This window comes from Nocardia sp. NPDC055002, from assembly GCF_053608825.1.
In genome coordinates this window covers 355,630-368,881 of record NZ_JBSGWE010000002.1, presented here as the reverse complement: position 1 = coordinate 368,881, position 13,252 = coordinate 355,630, and the positions used below count along the sequence as shown (strand labels likewise).

At 67.3% G+C, this 13,252-nt stretch carries 14 protein-coding genes; 5 read left to right on the top strand and 9 right to left on the bottom strand.

The features are described from left to right. The first annotated feature begins 158 nt into the window (after positions 1–158). Positions 159–782 carry a TetR/AcrR family transcriptional regulator gene (locus ACWF99_RS08935; protein WP_378656063.1) on the top strand — a complete coding sequence of 208 codons (624 nt, stop codon included), beginning with the start codon at positions 159–161 and terminating at the stop codon, positions 780–782. Between the two features lie 61 nt (positions 783–843). Here the strand turns inward: ACWF99_RS08935 and ACWF99_RS08930 are convergent, their stop codons facing one another. The 9 genes from ACWF99_RS08930 to ACWF99_RS08890 all read right to left on the bottom strand — a co-directional run bounded on the left by ACWF99_RS08930 (position 844) and on the right by ACWF99_RS08890 (position 8,439). Further along, on the bottom strand, positions 844–1,272 hold the full coding sequence (locus ACWF99_RS08930) for a DUF4189 domain-containing protein (RefSeq protein WP_378627117.1): 429 nt from the start codon (positions 1,270–1,272) through the stop codon (positions 844–846). 214 nt (positions 1,273–1,486) lie between these two features. After that, the gene (locus ACWF99_RS08925; protein WP_452535960.1) at positions 1,487–1,972 is read right to left on the bottom strand and encodes a DUF4189 domain-containing protein; all 486 of its coding nucleotides are present in this window, start codon (positions 1,970–1,972) and stop codon (positions 1,487–1,489) included. A 116-nt stretch (positions 1,973–2,088) separates the two neighbouring features. After that, positions 2,089–2,496, bottom strand: coding sequence for a metal-sulfur cluster assembly factor (locus ACWF99_RS08920; protein ID WP_378627114.1), 408 nt, complete (start codon positions 2,494–2,496; stop codon positions 2,089–2,091). Then, complete coding sequence (gene sufU / locus ACWF99_RS08915; RefSeq protein ID WP_056810385.1) at positions 2,493–2,975, bottom strand: Fe-S cluster assembly sulfur transfer protein SufU; 483 nt, start codon at positions 2,973–2,975, stop codon at positions 2,493–2,495. Before sufU ends, ACWF99_RS08920 begins: the two co-directional genes overlap by 4 nt. 3 nt (positions 2,976–2,978) lie before the next feature. Next, on the bottom strand, positions 2,979–4,232 hold the full coding sequence (locus ACWF99_RS08910; RefSeq protein WP_378627113.1) for a cysteine desulfurase: 1,254 nt from the start codon (positions 4,230–4,232) through the stop codon (positions 2,979–2,981). A gap of 1 nt (position 4,233) precedes the next feature. Continuing rightward, complete coding sequence (gene sufC, locus ACWF99_RS08905) at positions 4,234–5,001, bottom strand: Fe-S cluster assembly ATPase SufC (protein WP_378627111.1); 768 nt, start codon at positions 4,999–5,001, stop codon at positions 4,234–4,236. Between the two features lie 32 nt (positions 5,002–5,033). Then, positions 5,034–6,212 (bottom strand): Fe-S cluster assembly protein SufD, encoded by a 1,179-nt coding sequence (sufD, locus tag ACWF99_RS08900; RefSeq protein ID WP_378627109.1) that lies wholly within the window; start codon positions 6,210–6,212, stop codon positions 5,034–5,036. Beyond that, positions 6,212–7,648 carry a Fe-S cluster assembly protein SufB gene (gene sufB, locus ACWF99_RS08895; RefSeq protein WP_062983114.1) on the bottom strand — a complete coding sequence of 479 codons (1,437 nt, stop codon included), beginning with the start codon at positions 7,646–7,648 and terminating at the stop codon, positions 6,212–6,214. The genes sufD and sufB overlap by 1 nt, the downstream gene beginning before the upstream one ends. Beyond that, positions 7,645–8,439, bottom strand: coding sequence for a helix-turn-helix transcriptional regulator (locus ACWF99_RS08890; RefSeq protein ID WP_378656051.1), 795 nt, complete (start codon positions 8,437–8,439; stop codon positions 7,645–7,647). The genes sufB and ACWF99_RS08890 overlap by 4 nt, the downstream gene beginning before the upstream one ends. Positions 8,440–8,785: 346 nt before the next feature. On the opposite strand from ACWF99_RS08890, the gene ACWF99_RS08885 reads away from it, so the two are divergent. The 4 genes from ACWF99_RS08885 (at position 8,786) to ACWF99_RS08870 (ending at position 13,221) form a co-directional block, all read left to right on the top strand. Continuing rightward, positions 8,786–9,715, top strand: coding sequence for a rhomboid family intramembrane serine protease (locus tag ACWF99_RS08885; protein ID WP_452535547.1), 930 nt, complete (start codon positions 8,786–8,788; stop codon positions 9,713–9,715). A 79-nt stretch (positions 9,716–9,794) separates the two neighbouring features. Next, positions 9,795–11,513 (top strand): polyprenol phosphomannose-dependent alpha 1,6 mannosyltransferase MptB, encoded by a 1,719-nt coding sequence (gene mptB / locus ACWF99_RS08880; protein WP_452535546.1) that lies wholly within the window; start codon positions 9,795–9,797, stop codon positions 11,511–11,513. Further along, the gene (locus ACWF99_RS08875; protein WP_452535545.1) at positions 11,510–12,442 is read left to right on the top strand and encodes an ABC transporter ATP-binding protein; all 933 of its coding nucleotides are present in this window, start codon (positions 11,510–11,512) and stop codon (positions 12,440–12,442) included. The genes mptB and ACWF99_RS08875 overlap by 4 nt, the downstream gene beginning before the upstream one ends. Beyond that, positions 12,439–13,221, top strand: coding sequence for an ABC transporter permease (locus ACWF99_RS08870; RefSeq protein WP_378627102.1), 783 nt, complete (start codon positions 12,439–12,441; stop codon positions 13,219–13,221). Before ACWF99_RS08875 ends, ACWF99_RS08870 begins: the two co-directional genes overlap by 4 nt. Positions 13,222–13,252 lie beyond the last annotated feature (31 nt).

Here is a 13,252-nt window from a genome sequence, read left to right as displayed (position 1 = left end):
GTCGACTCCTCCTTCTTCTACACCCCGGCGCCGCCGGTAGTGGTTGTGCTTCCGTCATGTCGGCCGATGTGATGGCCTACACTGCGGTTTCTCTGTGATCATGACTGTAGGGTGAGCAACCGCTCACCTTCTACTCTTCTTTCTGCCGAGGTCGATAGATGCCCCCGCAAGCCGATAAGCAGCGCAAACGCCCCAAGCAGGACCGGGCGAAAGAGACGAGAACACGCATTCTCACGGTGGCCGCTCATCTTTTCGGCACCCGCGGTATCGGCAATACCTCGACCAACCGGATCGCGACCGAAGCGGGCATGAGCATCGGCACGCTGTACCGGTATTTCAACGACCGCGACGAGATCGTCAAAGAGCTCAACGACAGCCTGTTTCTGCAGGTAGAAGAGCGCTACAGCCAGCTGCTCACCGCCAGTTCCGGCCAGTCCCCCCGCGATGCCGTGATAGGTCTGATCCGCTCCGCCGTCGACATCCTCGTCGCGAACGGGCCGCTCGTGCGCGCCCTGGTCGCCGATCTGCAGTTCTACGGCAGCGGTATCCCCGAATTCGAACCCCGGCTGCGGATGCTCATCAAGCTCTACATCATCCAGTTCATGGGCCCGATCAAGCACGTCGACATCGACGTGATGGCCTTCGTCGTGCTCAACGCGGGCTTCGCCACCGCGCTGCGTTCGGTCGAACTCGACGACGCCGAGCTCGACGCCATCATCGCCGGGACCGCCGACATGATCAGCGCGTGGATAGACTCGGTCGCCGTGGTCGAGAACGCTTAGTACACAACAGCAAAGGGCCCGGATCCTGCGTGAGGATCCGGGCCCACTCGCTACGCGACGGTCAGCGCGCGTTCGCCGTGCAGATCGCGTCGACGATTTCGGAGCCGCTCAGGCCCGCCGAGCCCGTGTTGGCCAGCAGCGCGGTCGGCGTCAGCTCGGAGAGGTTCTCGTACGCCTTACGCTCGGCCTCTGCCCGCGTCGCACCGGTCGACCACGCGATGCCGTTGTCGCTCTCGACCAGCACGGCGCAGCCGTTGGCCCACGTCGTCACCACGTTGCAGTCCGCCAGGTGGCAGTCGGCGATCGCGGCGGCCTGGGCGGCCTCGGGGCTTTCCTCGTTGACGCTGGTGCCGTAGATCGCCTGGCCGTCGCTCAGCGCGATCGACGCCCACTGGTCGCCTGCCGCACTCGCCGTACCGGCGCCCAGCACCGACCCGGCCGCAAGAACCGACGCCGCAACGGCGAAGACGGCCTTACCCATGAAACTCATTCGAAAGATCTCCTCTGGAACCTGTTCCGAAAGTCCGGAACCTTCAAGATCATCACTGATGACCCGGTGATAGCCAACCGTTCGGTGAAACATCACATCACCGCCGTCAGCACATGAATCCGGGCCCGCATGCTCCGCCGTGATCAGCGTCTGGGCCGAAGACGACACGAGCCCGGACCGCTGCGCGGCCCGGGCTCGAGAATCGCCGTGACGATCAGCGCGCGTTGGCGGTGCAGACCGTTTCGATGACATGACCGCCGGCCAGCTGCGACGAACCGACGTTGACGAGCAGGCTCTGCGGAGTGCCCTCGGTCAGCGCGAGGTAAGCCTCCCGCTCCGCGTCGGCGCGGGTCGGGCCCTTGCCCCAGGCGATGAATTCATCGTTCTCCACCAGGGCCGCGCAGCCGTTGACCCACACGGCCTCCACCATGCAACCATCCGCGGCGCACTGTTCCAGTGCGGCAGCCTCGGCCTCGGCGCGCGTGGGATAGCCGACCGAACGACCGTAGTTCGCCCAGTCGCCGTCTGCGGCCATCGCGCCCCACTGGTCGAGGCCGACCGCGTTCGCCGAACCGGCACCGAGCACCGAGCCGGCCGCAAGGCCGAGCGCCGCAACGGCAAGGCCGGCCTTACTCATGAAATTCATTCGAAAGATCTCCTCGTGAAACAGTTCCGGCAAGTCCAGAACCGTCAAGATCATCACTGATCGCCCGGTGACAACCAACCAGAACGGGAATCATCACACCGGAACCGGTCGACACATAACCGCAAAAAGGGCCCGGATCCAGCCAGGATCCGGGCCCGAAAAGTGCGGTGCTACACCGTGAAGCCGAGGGCGCGCAGCTGTTCGCGGCCGTCGTCGGTGATCTTGTCCGGGCCCCACGGGGGCATCCAGACCCAGTTGATCTTCAGGTCCTCGACCAGACCGCTGCGCACCAGCGCGTTGCGGGACTGGTCCTCGATGACGTCGGTCAGCGGACACGCCGCCGAGGTGAGCGTCATGTCGAGGGTGCAGATGTTCTCCCCGTCGACCGACAGGCCGTAGACCAGACCGAGGTCGACGACATTGATGCCGAGTTCGGGGTCGACGACATCACGCATCGCCTCCTCGAGATCCTCGAGGTGCTGAATCTGTTCGGCCGTCAACTCGACCTCGGCGGGTTTGTCGACCTCGGCTGCCGCCGCGACGTCCGGGGTCTGTGCGATATCGGTGCTCTCACTCATGTGGCAGACTCCCCATTTCCCATCGGTGCCTTGGTTTCCTCGGCCGAACTGATCTGCACGACAGCGTCTTTGAACGCCATCCACCCGAGCAGCGCGCACTTGACCCGCGCCGGGTACTTGCTCACACCGGCGAGGGCGATGCCGTCGCCGATCATGTCCTCGTCGCCTTCGACGGTGCCGCGGCTGGAGATCATCTCGCTGAACGAGTCGACCACCTTCAGCGCCTGCTGCACCGGCAGCCCGATCACCTGATCGGTGAGGATCGAGGTGGCGGCCTGGCTGATCGAGCAGCCCTGGCCGTCGTAGGAGACGTCGGCGACCTCACCGGCGTCGTCGATCTGCACCCGCATCGTCACTTCGTCACCGCAGGTCGGGTTCACGTGGTGCACCTGCGCACCGAACGGTTCCCGCAGCCCGCGGTGATGCGGGTGCTTGTAGTGATCCAGGATCACTTCCTGGTACATCTGTTCCATACGCATGATCTAGGCAACTCCGAAGAAGGTCTTGGCCTTCCGCACGGCCGCGACCAGTGCGTCGACCTCATCGAGGGTGTTGTAGACGGCGAACGAGGCACGCGCGGTGGCGGCGACACCGAACTTGCGGTGCAGCGGCCAGGCGCAGTGGTGCCCGACCCGGATGGCCACACCCTGGTCGTCGAGGATCTGGCCCACGTCGTGGGCGTGGATCCCGTCGACCACGAACGACACCGCGCCACCGCGGTCCACGTTCTCGATCGGCCCGACGATGCGCACCCCCTCGATCCCGGACAGACCGTCGAGCGCGGCGCCGGTGAGGGCGTGCTCGTGCGCGGCGACCGCGTCCATGCCGAGGTCTTCGAGATAGCGCACCGCGGCGGCCAATCCGACGACCTGCGAGGTCATCGGCGTGCCCGCCTCGAAGCGCTGCGGCGGCGGCGCGTAGGTGGTCTTCTCCATCGTGACGGTCTCGATCATCGACCCACCGGTGATGAACGGCGGCGTCTCCTCCAGCAGCGCGCGGCGGCCGTACAGTCCGCCGACACCCATGGGGCCGAGCATCTTGTGGCCGGAGAACGCGGCGAAATCGACACCGAGCTCGTGGAAGTCCACCGCCATGTGCGGCACCGACTGGCAGGCGTCGAGCACGACGAGCGCGCCGACCGCCTTTGCCCGGCGGACCAATTCGTCCACCGGAGCCACCGCGCCCGTCACGTTCGACTGGTGGCTGAACGCGAGAACCTTTGTCGCGGACGACAGTTCGAGCGAATCCAGGTCGATGCGGCCGTCATCGGTGATGCCGTACCACTTCACGGTGGCACCGGTCCGACGCGCGAGCTCCTGCCACGGAACGAGATTCGCGTGGTGTTCGAGCTCGGTGATGACGATCTCGTCGCCGGGGCCCACCTTGTAGGGGAACCGGTCGTCGCCGAACGCGTTGGCCACCAGGTTCAGCGACTCGGTCGCGTTCTTGGTGAACACGATCTCGCCGGTGTCGGCGCCGACGAAGCGGGCGATGTCGGCGCGCGCCTCCTCATAGGAGTCGGTCGCCTCCTCCGCCAGCTGGTGGGCACCGCGGTGCACCGCCGAATTCCGGGTGAGCAGGAACTCGCGCTCGGCGTCCAGCACCTGCAGCGGGCGCTGCGAAGTGGCACCGGAGTCCAGGTACACCAACGGTTTCCCGTCCCGCACCGTGCGGTGCAGGATGGGGAAGTCGGCCCTGATCCGGGCCACGTCGAGCGCTGGCACCGTCGCGGTCATGTCAGGCTCCAGCGGTCGCGGACGTGAAGCGCTCGTAGCCGTTCGCGTCGAGTTCCTCGGCCAGCTCGGAGCCACCTTCGGCGACGATCTTGCCGTTGACGAACACGTGCACGAAGTCGGGCTTGATGTAGCGCAGGATGCGGGTGTAGTGGGTGATCAGCAGCACGCCGCCGTCCGTACGCTCCTTGTAGCGGTTGACGCCTTCGGAGACGATGCGCAGCGCGTCGACGTCCAGACCGGAGTCGGTCTCGTCGAGGATGGCGATCTTCGGCTTGAGCAGACCCAGCTGCAGCACCTCGTGACGCTTCTTCTCGCCACCGGAGAAGCCCTCGTTCACCGAGCGGTCGGCGAAGGCCGAGTCGATGTCGAGTTCCTTCATCGACTCCTTCACCTCCTTGACCCAGGTGCGCAGCTTGGGGGCCTCGCCGCGGATGGAGGTGGCAGCGGTGCGCAGGAAGTTCGACATCGAGACGCCGGGGACCTCGACCGGGTACTGCATGGCCAGGAACAGGCCGGCGCGGGCACGCTCGTCGACCGACATCGCGAGGACGTCTTCACCGTCGAGGGTGATGGTGCCCTGGGTGACGGTGTACTTGGGGTGGCCCGCGATCACATAGGACAGCGTGGACTTGCCCGAGCCGTTGGGGCCCATGATGGCGTGCGTCTCGCCGGACTTCACAGTCAGGTCGACGCCGTTGAGGATCTGCTTCGACTCACCCTCGGGGGTGGTGATCTCGGCGTGCAGGTCCTTGATTTCCAAAGTTGTCATCGAATTGAAGTCCTTCGTGGGAAGTAGGTGAGTCAGATACCGACAGTGGCGAGTTCGGCCTCGATGGCCGCCTCGAGCCGCTCCCGGACCTCGGGGACCGTGACCTTCTGGATGATCTCGAAGAAGAAGCCACGCACCACCAGGCGGCGGGCGACGTCTTCGGGAATGCCGCGAGCGCGCAGGTAGAACAGCTGCTCGTCGTCGAAACGGCCGGTGGCACTCGCGTGCCCGGCACCGGCGATCTCGCCGGTCTCGATCTCCAGGTTCGGCACCGAGTCGGCGCGCGCGCCGTCGGTGAGCACCAGGTTGCGGTTCGCCTCGTAGGTGTCGGTGCCCTCGGCGGCCGCGCGGATCAGCACGTCGCCGATCCAGACCGTGCGAGCATCGCCCTTGGGCGAGGACGGATCGCCCTGCAGCGCACCCTTGTACAGCACATTGGACTTGCAGTTGGGCTCGGCGTGATCGACCAGCAGGCGCTGCTCGAAATGCTGGCCGGCGTCGGCGAAGTACAGACCGAACAGCTCCGCTTCACCACCGGGACCGGCGTAGCGCACAGTGCCCGACAGGCGAACCAGGTCGCCGCCGAGGGTCGCCGACACGTGGCGCAGGTTCGCGTCACGGCCCAGCTTCAGGTGATGCGCGGTGACGTGCACGGCGTCTTCGTTCCATTCCTGGACCGCGACGACGGTGAGCTTGGCGCTGTCACCGAGCACGAATTCGACGTTCTCGGCGTAGGTTCCGCTGCCGCGCTGGTCGATGACCACGGTGGCGACGGCGAAGTTGTCCAGGCGCACCTGCAGGTGACCGTAGGCGGTCTTGCCCTCACCGGGACCGGTGATAGTGACGGTGACCGGGTCCGACACCTCGGTTTCCGGGCCGACGGTGATCACGGTCGCCTCGGAGAAACCCGAGTAGGCCTGGGCGGCAACACGATCAGCGGGAGTGCCGGCCTGGCCGAGACGAGAGTCGGTGCGGCCCACCGTTTCCACGGTGACACCGGCGACTTCACTCACCTCGACGGTTGCCTGACCGTCGGCGGCAGCGGTGCCGTCGTGCAGGCCGCGCAGGCGGCGCAGCGGGGTGAACCGCCACGCCTCGTCGCGACCCGACGGGACCTCGAATGCGTTCACGTCGAACGAGGTGAAGACCTCGCCCTTGTTGACCGCGGCGCCCGCGCCAGGATTCTGGATCGGCGTCTCGAGCGTCGACATCAGCCCACGGCCCCTTCCATCTGCAGCTCGATGAGCCGGTTCAGTTCCAATGCGTATTCCATCGGCAGTTCCTTGGCGATCGGCTCCACGAAGCCGCGCACGATCATCGCCATCGCCTCGTCCTCGGTGAGGCCGCGGCTCATCAGGTAGAACAGCTGCTCCTCGGAGACCTTGGAGACGGTCGCCTCGTGACCCATCGTCACGTCGTCCTCGCGGATGTCGACGTAGGGGTAGGTGTCGGAGCGGCTGATGGTGTCGACCAGCAGGGCGTCACACTTCACGGTCGACTTCGACCCGTGCGCGCCCTTGTTGATCTGGACCAGACCGCGGTACGACGCGCGACCGCCACCACGCGCCACCGACTTCGACACGATGGTCGAGGAGGTGTGCGGGGCCAGGTGCAGCATCTTGGCACCGGTGTCCTGGTGCTGGCCGGGGCCCGCGAACGCGACCGAGAGGACCTCGCCGTGCGCGTGCTCGCCGGTCATCCAGACCGCCGGGTACTTCATGGTGACCTTGGAGCCGATGTTGCCGTCGACCCACTCCATGGTGGCGCCGGCTTCGGCCTTGGCCCGCTTGGTGACCAGGTTGAACACGTTGTTCGACCAGTTCTGGATGGTCGTGTAGCGGCAGCGGCCGCCCTTCTTCACGATGATCTCCACGACCGCGGAGTGCAGCGAGTCGGACTTGTAGATCGGTGCTGTACAACCCTCGACGTAGTGGACGTAGGCGTCCTCGTCGACGATGATCAGCGTCCGCTCGAACTGGCCCATGTTCTCGGTGTTGATCCGGAAGTAGGCCTGCAGCGGGATGTCGACGTGCACGCCCGGCGGCACGTAGATGAACGAGCCACCCGACCAGACGGCGGTGTTGAGCGCGGAGAACTTGTTGTCACCGGCGGGGATGACCGAACCGAAGTACTTGTGGAAGATCTCCGGGTGCTCCTTCAACGCCGTATCGGTGTCGAGGAAGATGACGCCCTGCTTCTCCAGGTCCTCGCGGATGGAGTGGTAGACGACCTCGGACTCGTACTGCGCCGCGACACCGGACACCAGACGCTGCTTCTCCGCCTCCGGGATGCCCAGCTTGTCGTAGGTGTTCTTGATGTCCTCGGGCAGGTCTTCCCAGCTCTCGGCCTGCTTCTCGGACGAGCGCACGAAGTACTTGATGTTGTCGAAGTCGATGCCCTCGAGGTTGGAACCCCAGTTCGGCATGGGCTTGCGGTCGAAGATGCGCAGCGCCTTGAGGCGCAGGTCGAGCATCCACTCCTCTTCGCTCTTCTTGGCCGAGATGTCGCGAACGACAGCCTCCGACAGGCCACGTTGGGCGCTGGCGCCTGCCACATCGGAGTCGGACCAGCCGTAACCGTAGGTGCCCAGCGAGGCGATGGTTTCGTCCTGGGTAAGCGGTTGTACCTGGTCGGTCGAGGTCGTCATTCGGCACTCCTTCCGGAGTCGTTCGTTCGTCCCGCCGCGGGCTGTGCGGCGGTTGGGGTCTTCGGCACCGCGACCAGCGGTACGTGGGTGGTGCAGGCGCAATCGCCGTTGGCGATCGTCGCAAGGCGCTGCACGTGGGTACCGAGCAGGTCGCGGAAAGCGTCCAATTCGGCGGCGCACAACTGCGGGAACTCCTCGGCGACATGGGCCACCGGGCAGTGGTGCTGACAGATCTGCACACCGGCGCCGACCTGACGGGTGGTGGCGGCGAAACCGGCCTCGGCGAACGCTTCCGCGATCTCGGAGACCTTGGCCTCGATCACCGGTGCGGTGTGGTCGGCGACGGGTTCGATGCCGTCGACGATCACGCGAACCCGCTTGCGCGCGAATTCGGCGATCGCGGCGTCGCCACCGATCTCGCCGAGCTGACGAATCGCCGCGCCGGCCAGATCGTCGTAGGCGTGACCGAGGTTGCCCCGGCCCGCCGCGGTGAGCTGGTACTGCTTGGCCGGTCGACCGCGCCCTTTCTGCTGCCACGGCGCGGAGCGGCTCGCCCGAGCCTGGCCCGCGTCGATCAGCGCGTCGAGGTGCCTGCGCACCCCGGCGGGCGCGAGACCGAGTTCGGTGCCGATCGCCGTCGCGGTGATCGGCCCCTGCTCGAGCAGCAACTGGACGATGGCCGCCCTGGTCTGCCCCTCGTGCGCGGTCGCCGCGGGGACAGCCGACGACCGAGCGCCGGTCGTCTTACGACCGTCACTTTCCACGCCTGTCCGCAAACCCACGGTTTTCACAACACCAGTGTGGCGGAATTGCTTCCCTAAATCTAATAAGGGTCACCTGACAAAGGGTGCCCTGACCTGCGATGAAGATCATCGGGGCGCTCCCCCGCCCGACAAAACCCCAGGTGCGGACCCTGCGGACCGATCCCGGTGGCTCGTCCGGGTGACCCATCGCACAGGTCGGCTACCGCGACCACCCGGCGCCCAGCAACACCGAACCCGGTCCCGAACGGTCCGCCCGGCACGCTCACGCGGCGTTGCTCGCAGGAAATATTCGCACCACAGCGCTCCGATTGACGATCCGGGTGCGCAGTGGCGAACGCGGCGGGCGCAGGGGGCGGTCTGGCACGATGGCAGGGTGTCGAACCCGCTCACACCCACGTGTGTCCGTCATCCTGATCGGCCTACCGGACTCGCGTGTACGCGATGCGGGCGGCCCGCCTGCCCCGACTGCCTGCGTCCGGCGGCGGTCGGGCAGCACTGCGTGGACTGTGTACGGCAGGGGCAGCAGGACGTGCGGCCGGTGCGGACCGTCGGCGGCGCACGCGAGGGTGGCGCGCTTCCGTACGTGACCTACGGGTTGATCGCGGTCAATGTGCTGGTCTATGTGCTCACCGCGGCGCAGGCCGGCAGTCCTATGTACAACTACCGCGGGTCGTCGGTGTTCCGGGAGTTCGTCCTGGTGCCGTTGCTGGTGGCCGACGGCGAGTGGTGGCGGCTGCTCGGGTCGGGGTTCCTGCATTACGGCGCGATCCATCTGCTGGTCAACATGTTCGCCCTGTATGTCGTGGGGCGCGACCTCGAGCAGGTGCTGGGCAGGATCAGGTACGGCTGCGTCTACCTGGTCTCGCTGCTGGGCGGGTCGGCGGCGGTGATGGCGCTGTCGGATTCGGTGACGGCGACAGCCGGCGCCTCCGGTGCGGTGTACGGCCTGTTCGGCGCTGTCACGGTGACGCTGATCCGGTTGCGGCAGAGCCCGACCCCGATGCTGGTGGTCATCGGCGTGAATGTGCTGATCAGCTTCTCGATCCCGGGAATCTCGCTGTGGGGCCACCTCGGCGGTCTGGCCGCGGGCACGTTGAGCGCGCTCGGCATCCTGTTCGTGCCCGGCTGGCTGTCGGCCCGCGATCAGCGATCCGCGCAGCGCATCGGCTGGGCGGCGCTCGGTGCGGTAGCGCTGATCTGCGTGGCCGTGATCGTCGCCGCCGCGCTCTCGTTGCGCTCGGACCCGGTGTTCGTCGGACCACCGGCCGTGACCGCGCCGACCCCTGTCGAAGCACCCAGGTAGTCCGCCGCGACAGGCGCACCTCCGGTGCGCGAACGACTGACGAACCCTGTCGCGTCCACGCACACTAGGCTCTGACTTCGTGGCGGTACTGGAGGGCGCGGCGCGCAAGACACTGGCGTTCGGGCGGCGAGCTCTCGGGCTCGACGTGTCGGCGCCCGATCACACCGTCGCGGTGCTGCATCGCGACGAGACCGAGGTCCCCGGGCTCGACAAGAGCGAACGCGCGCAACTGGACCGGATCCGGCTGATGGGCGCGACCGGCGCAGTATTGATGGCGATCGCGGCGCTGGGCATCGGCGCCCAACCCGTGCACCAGAATCCGGTCTCGGGCGTGCGGGTGCTCGGCATCTTCGCGCGAGCGCACACCGGATCCCTCGCGATGTGCATGTTCGGCACCGCGCTGGTGATCGGTGCGTGGTTGCTGCTCGGACGCTTCGCGATCGGCGGGCTCGCGGGTTCGCCACTGCACCGGCTGAGCCGCTCGCAACTGGACCGCACGCTGCTGCTGTGGATCATTCCGCTGTCCGTGGCGCCGCCGATGTTCAGCAACGACGTCTATTCCTATCTGGCACAGAGCGAGATCGCCGCCCGCGGCATCGACCCCTATTCCGAGGGTCCCGTCGCCGGACTCGGAATCGACAATGTGCTCACCAACAATGTGCCGACGATCTGGCGCGATACGCCCGCGCCGTACGGGCCGCTGTTCCTCTGGATCGGTCGCGGTATCGCGGAGCTCACCGGGGACAACATCATCGCCGGGGTCTGGGTGCACCGGTTGCTGGCGCTGGCCGGAGTGGCGCTGATCGTGTGGGCGCTGCCGCGGTTGTCGGTGCGCTGCGGGGTGGCGCCGGTGAGTGCGTTGTGGCTCGGTGCGGCCAATCCGCTGGTGCTGTTCCACCTGGTCGGCGGCGTGCACAACGACGCGCTGATGCTCGGGCTGATGCTGGCCGGGGTGGAGCTCATGCTGCGCGCGATCTACGGCGAAGGAGGCAGACCCGACCGGCTGACGGCCATGAATCTGCCACCCTTCGACAGCCGCGCCTACGGGTTGCTGATAGGCGGCGCGGTGGTGATCACGCTGTCGTCGTCGATCAAGCTCACCTCCATCATCGCGCTCGGCTTCGTCGGCATGGCGCTGGCCAGACGCTGGGGCGGCACGCTCACCGCCGTCGTCAAGGCCGCGGCTCTGCTGGGCGTCATCGCCGTGGCGACAACGCTTCTCATCGGTTTCGCCAGTGGGCTCGGCTTCGGCTGGGTCAATACCCTCAGCGTCGCCAATGCCGTCCGGAGCTGGATGTCGCTGCCGACCATCATCGGGATCGTCACCGGTTTCGGCGGTGTGCTGCTCGGGCTGGGCGACCACACCACCGCGCTGCTGTCGATCACCCGGCCCATCGCCGCGGTGGTCGCGGGCTACGTGACAGTCCGCATGCTCGTCGCTACCGGTATGGGCCGGCTCCATCCCGTCGGCGCGCTCGGCGTCTCGCTCGCGGCCATCGTGCTGCTGTTTCCGGTGGTCCAGCCCTGGTACCTGCTCTGGGCGATCGTGCCGCTGGCGGCCTGGGCCACCCAGCCGGTGTTCCGCGTGCCCGCCGTCGCCTTCTCGGCGGTGGTCTCCATGCTCGTGATGCCGCGCGGTGCGGAATTCCAGGTCTTCCAGATCATCGGCGCCGCGCTCGCGGCCGTCGTGTGCTTCGCGTTGTTCTTCGCGCTCACCCGGCACACGCTGCCCTGGCGGGCGCAGCCGGGGGTGTCGGCTCCGTCACAGGAGGGCACGGCTTACCGTGTGACATCGTGACAACACGCCTTGGACCCGCCGTTAGCGTCGACGGTGTGGTCAAGCGCTATGGCGAGACCACAGCGGTAGACGGTCTCCGGTTCGACGTGGAGCCCGCCCAGGTGTTCGCTCTGCTCGGCCCCAACGGCGCGGGCAAGACCACCACCGTCGAGATGTGCGAGGGCTTCGTGCGCCCGGACGCGGGCACGGTCCGCGTCCTCGGTCTCGACCCGATCACCGATTCCGAGCAGTTGCGTCCGCGCATCGGCGTGATGCTCCAGGGTGGCGGCGCCTACCCCGGCGCCCGCGCGGGCGAGATGCTCGACCTGGTCGCGTCCTACTCCGCCGATCCGATCGATCCCGACTGGCTGCTGTCGACGCTGGGCCTACAGGACAATCGCCGCACTCCCTATCGTCGCCTGTCGGGTGGTCAGCAGCAGCGCCTGGCGCTCGCGTGCGCGCTGGTCGGCAAGCCCGAGATCGTGTTCCTCGACGAACCCACCGCCGGCCTGGACGCGCAGGCCCGGCTGATCGTCTGGGAACTCATCGACGCCCTGCGCCGCGACGGCGTGAGCGTCGTGCTCACCACGCACATGATGGACGAGGCCGAGCAGCTCGCCGACCAGCTGGTCATCATCGATCACGGGCAGATCGTCGCCCAGGGCACGCCCGCCGAGGTCACCGCCCACGGCGCGGCGGGCCAGCTGAGATTCTGCGCCCCACCCAAACTCGATCTGAACCTGCTCACCTCGGCTCTCCCGGAGGGCTTTTCGCCGCGCGAGACGACACCGGGCACCTACCTCGTCGAGGGCGAGATCAACCCGCAGGTGCTGGCCACCGTCACCGCCTGGTGCGCCAGGATGGACGTGCTGGCCACCGACATCCGCATCGACCAGCGCCGCCTCGAAGACGTCTTCCTCGAACTGACCGGACGGGACCTGCGCGGATGAGCGAGACCACCAGCCGTTTCCTGCCCGGCACCTTCACCCCCGATCCGCGGCCCGCCTCGCGCGCGACGATGCTCACCGCGCAGACCGGGCTCGAGCTGAAACTGCTGTTGCGCAACGGCGAACAGCTGCTGCTCACCATGTTCATCCCGATCACCCTGCTCGTCGGGCTCACCCTGCTGCCGTTCGGCGACCTGGGCGAGCACCGGGTCGACCGGATCGTGCCGATGGTGATGATGACCGCGGTGATGTCGACCGCGTTCACCGGCCAGGCCATCGCGGTCGGCTTCGACCGCCGCTACGGCGCCCTCAAACGACTCGGCGCGACACCGCTGCCCCGCTGGGGCGTGATCGCGGGCAAGTGCGCCGCCGTCCTCATCGTGGTGGTGCTGCAGGCGATGCTGCTCGGCGCGATCGGTGTCGCGCTCGGCTGGCGCCCCGGGATCGGCGGACTCGCCCTCGGCGCGCTGGTGATCGCCCTCGGCACGGCCACCTTCGCGGCGATGGGATTGCTGCTGGGCGGGACGCTCAAGGCCGAGGTCGTGCTGGCGCTGGCCAATATCCTGTGGTTCATCATGCTCGGCATCGCCAGCCTGGTACTCGTCGGCGATACCCTGCCCACCGCCCTGACCGTGGTCGCCCGGCTCATCCCGTCCGGGGCGCTGGCTTTCGCGCTGGACACGGCGCTGACGGGGTCGATCGACTGGTTCGGCGTGGCGGTGCTCGCGGCGTGGGGCGTGGTGTGCGGATGGCTGGCGACCCGGCTGTTCCGGTTCCACTGACGTAACCAACGACGCGCTGTAGTAGCCCTGG

Bases quoted from the DNA above. Each gene is read 5' to 3' on its own strand.
- ACWF99_RS08935 (WP_378656063.1), top strand. From the start codon at position 159: ATGCCCCCGCAAGCCGATAAGCAGCGCAAACGCCCCAAGCAGGACCGG.
- ACWF99_RS08930 (WP_378627117.1), bottom strand. From the start codon at position 1,272: ATGAGTTTCATGGGTAAGGCCGTCTTCGCCGTTGCGGCGTCGGTTCTT.
- ACWF99_RS08925 (WP_452535960.1), bottom strand. From the start codon at position 1,972: ATGATCTTGACGGTTCTGGACTTGCCGGAACTGTTTCACGAGGAGATC.
- ACWF99_RS08920 (WP_378627114.1), bottom strand. From the start codon at position 2,496: ATGAGTGAGAGCACCGATATCGCACAGACCCCGGACGTCGCGGCGGCA.
- sufU (WP_056810385.1), bottom strand. From the start codon at position 2,975: ATGCGTATGGAACAGATGTACCAGGAAGTGATCCTGGATCACTACAAG.
- ACWF99_RS08910 (WP_378627113.1), bottom strand. From the start codon at position 4,232: ATGACCGCGACGGTGCCAGCGCTCGACGTGGCCCGGATCAGGGCCGAC.
- sufC (WP_378627111.1), bottom strand. From the start codon at position 5,001: ATGACAACTTTGGAAATCAAGGACCTGCACGCCGAGATCACCACCCCC.
- sufD (WP_378627109.1), bottom strand. From the start codon at position 6,212: ATGTCGACGCTCGAGACGCCGATCCAGAATCCTGGCGCGGGCGCCGCG.
- sufB (WP_062983114.1), bottom strand. From the start codon at position 7,648: ATGACGACCTCGACCGACCAGGTACAACCGCTTACCCAGGACGAAACC.
- ACWF99_RS08870 (WP_378627102.1), top strand. From the start codon at position 12,439: ATGAGCGAGACCACCAGCCGTTTCCTGCCCGGCACCTTCACCCCCGAT.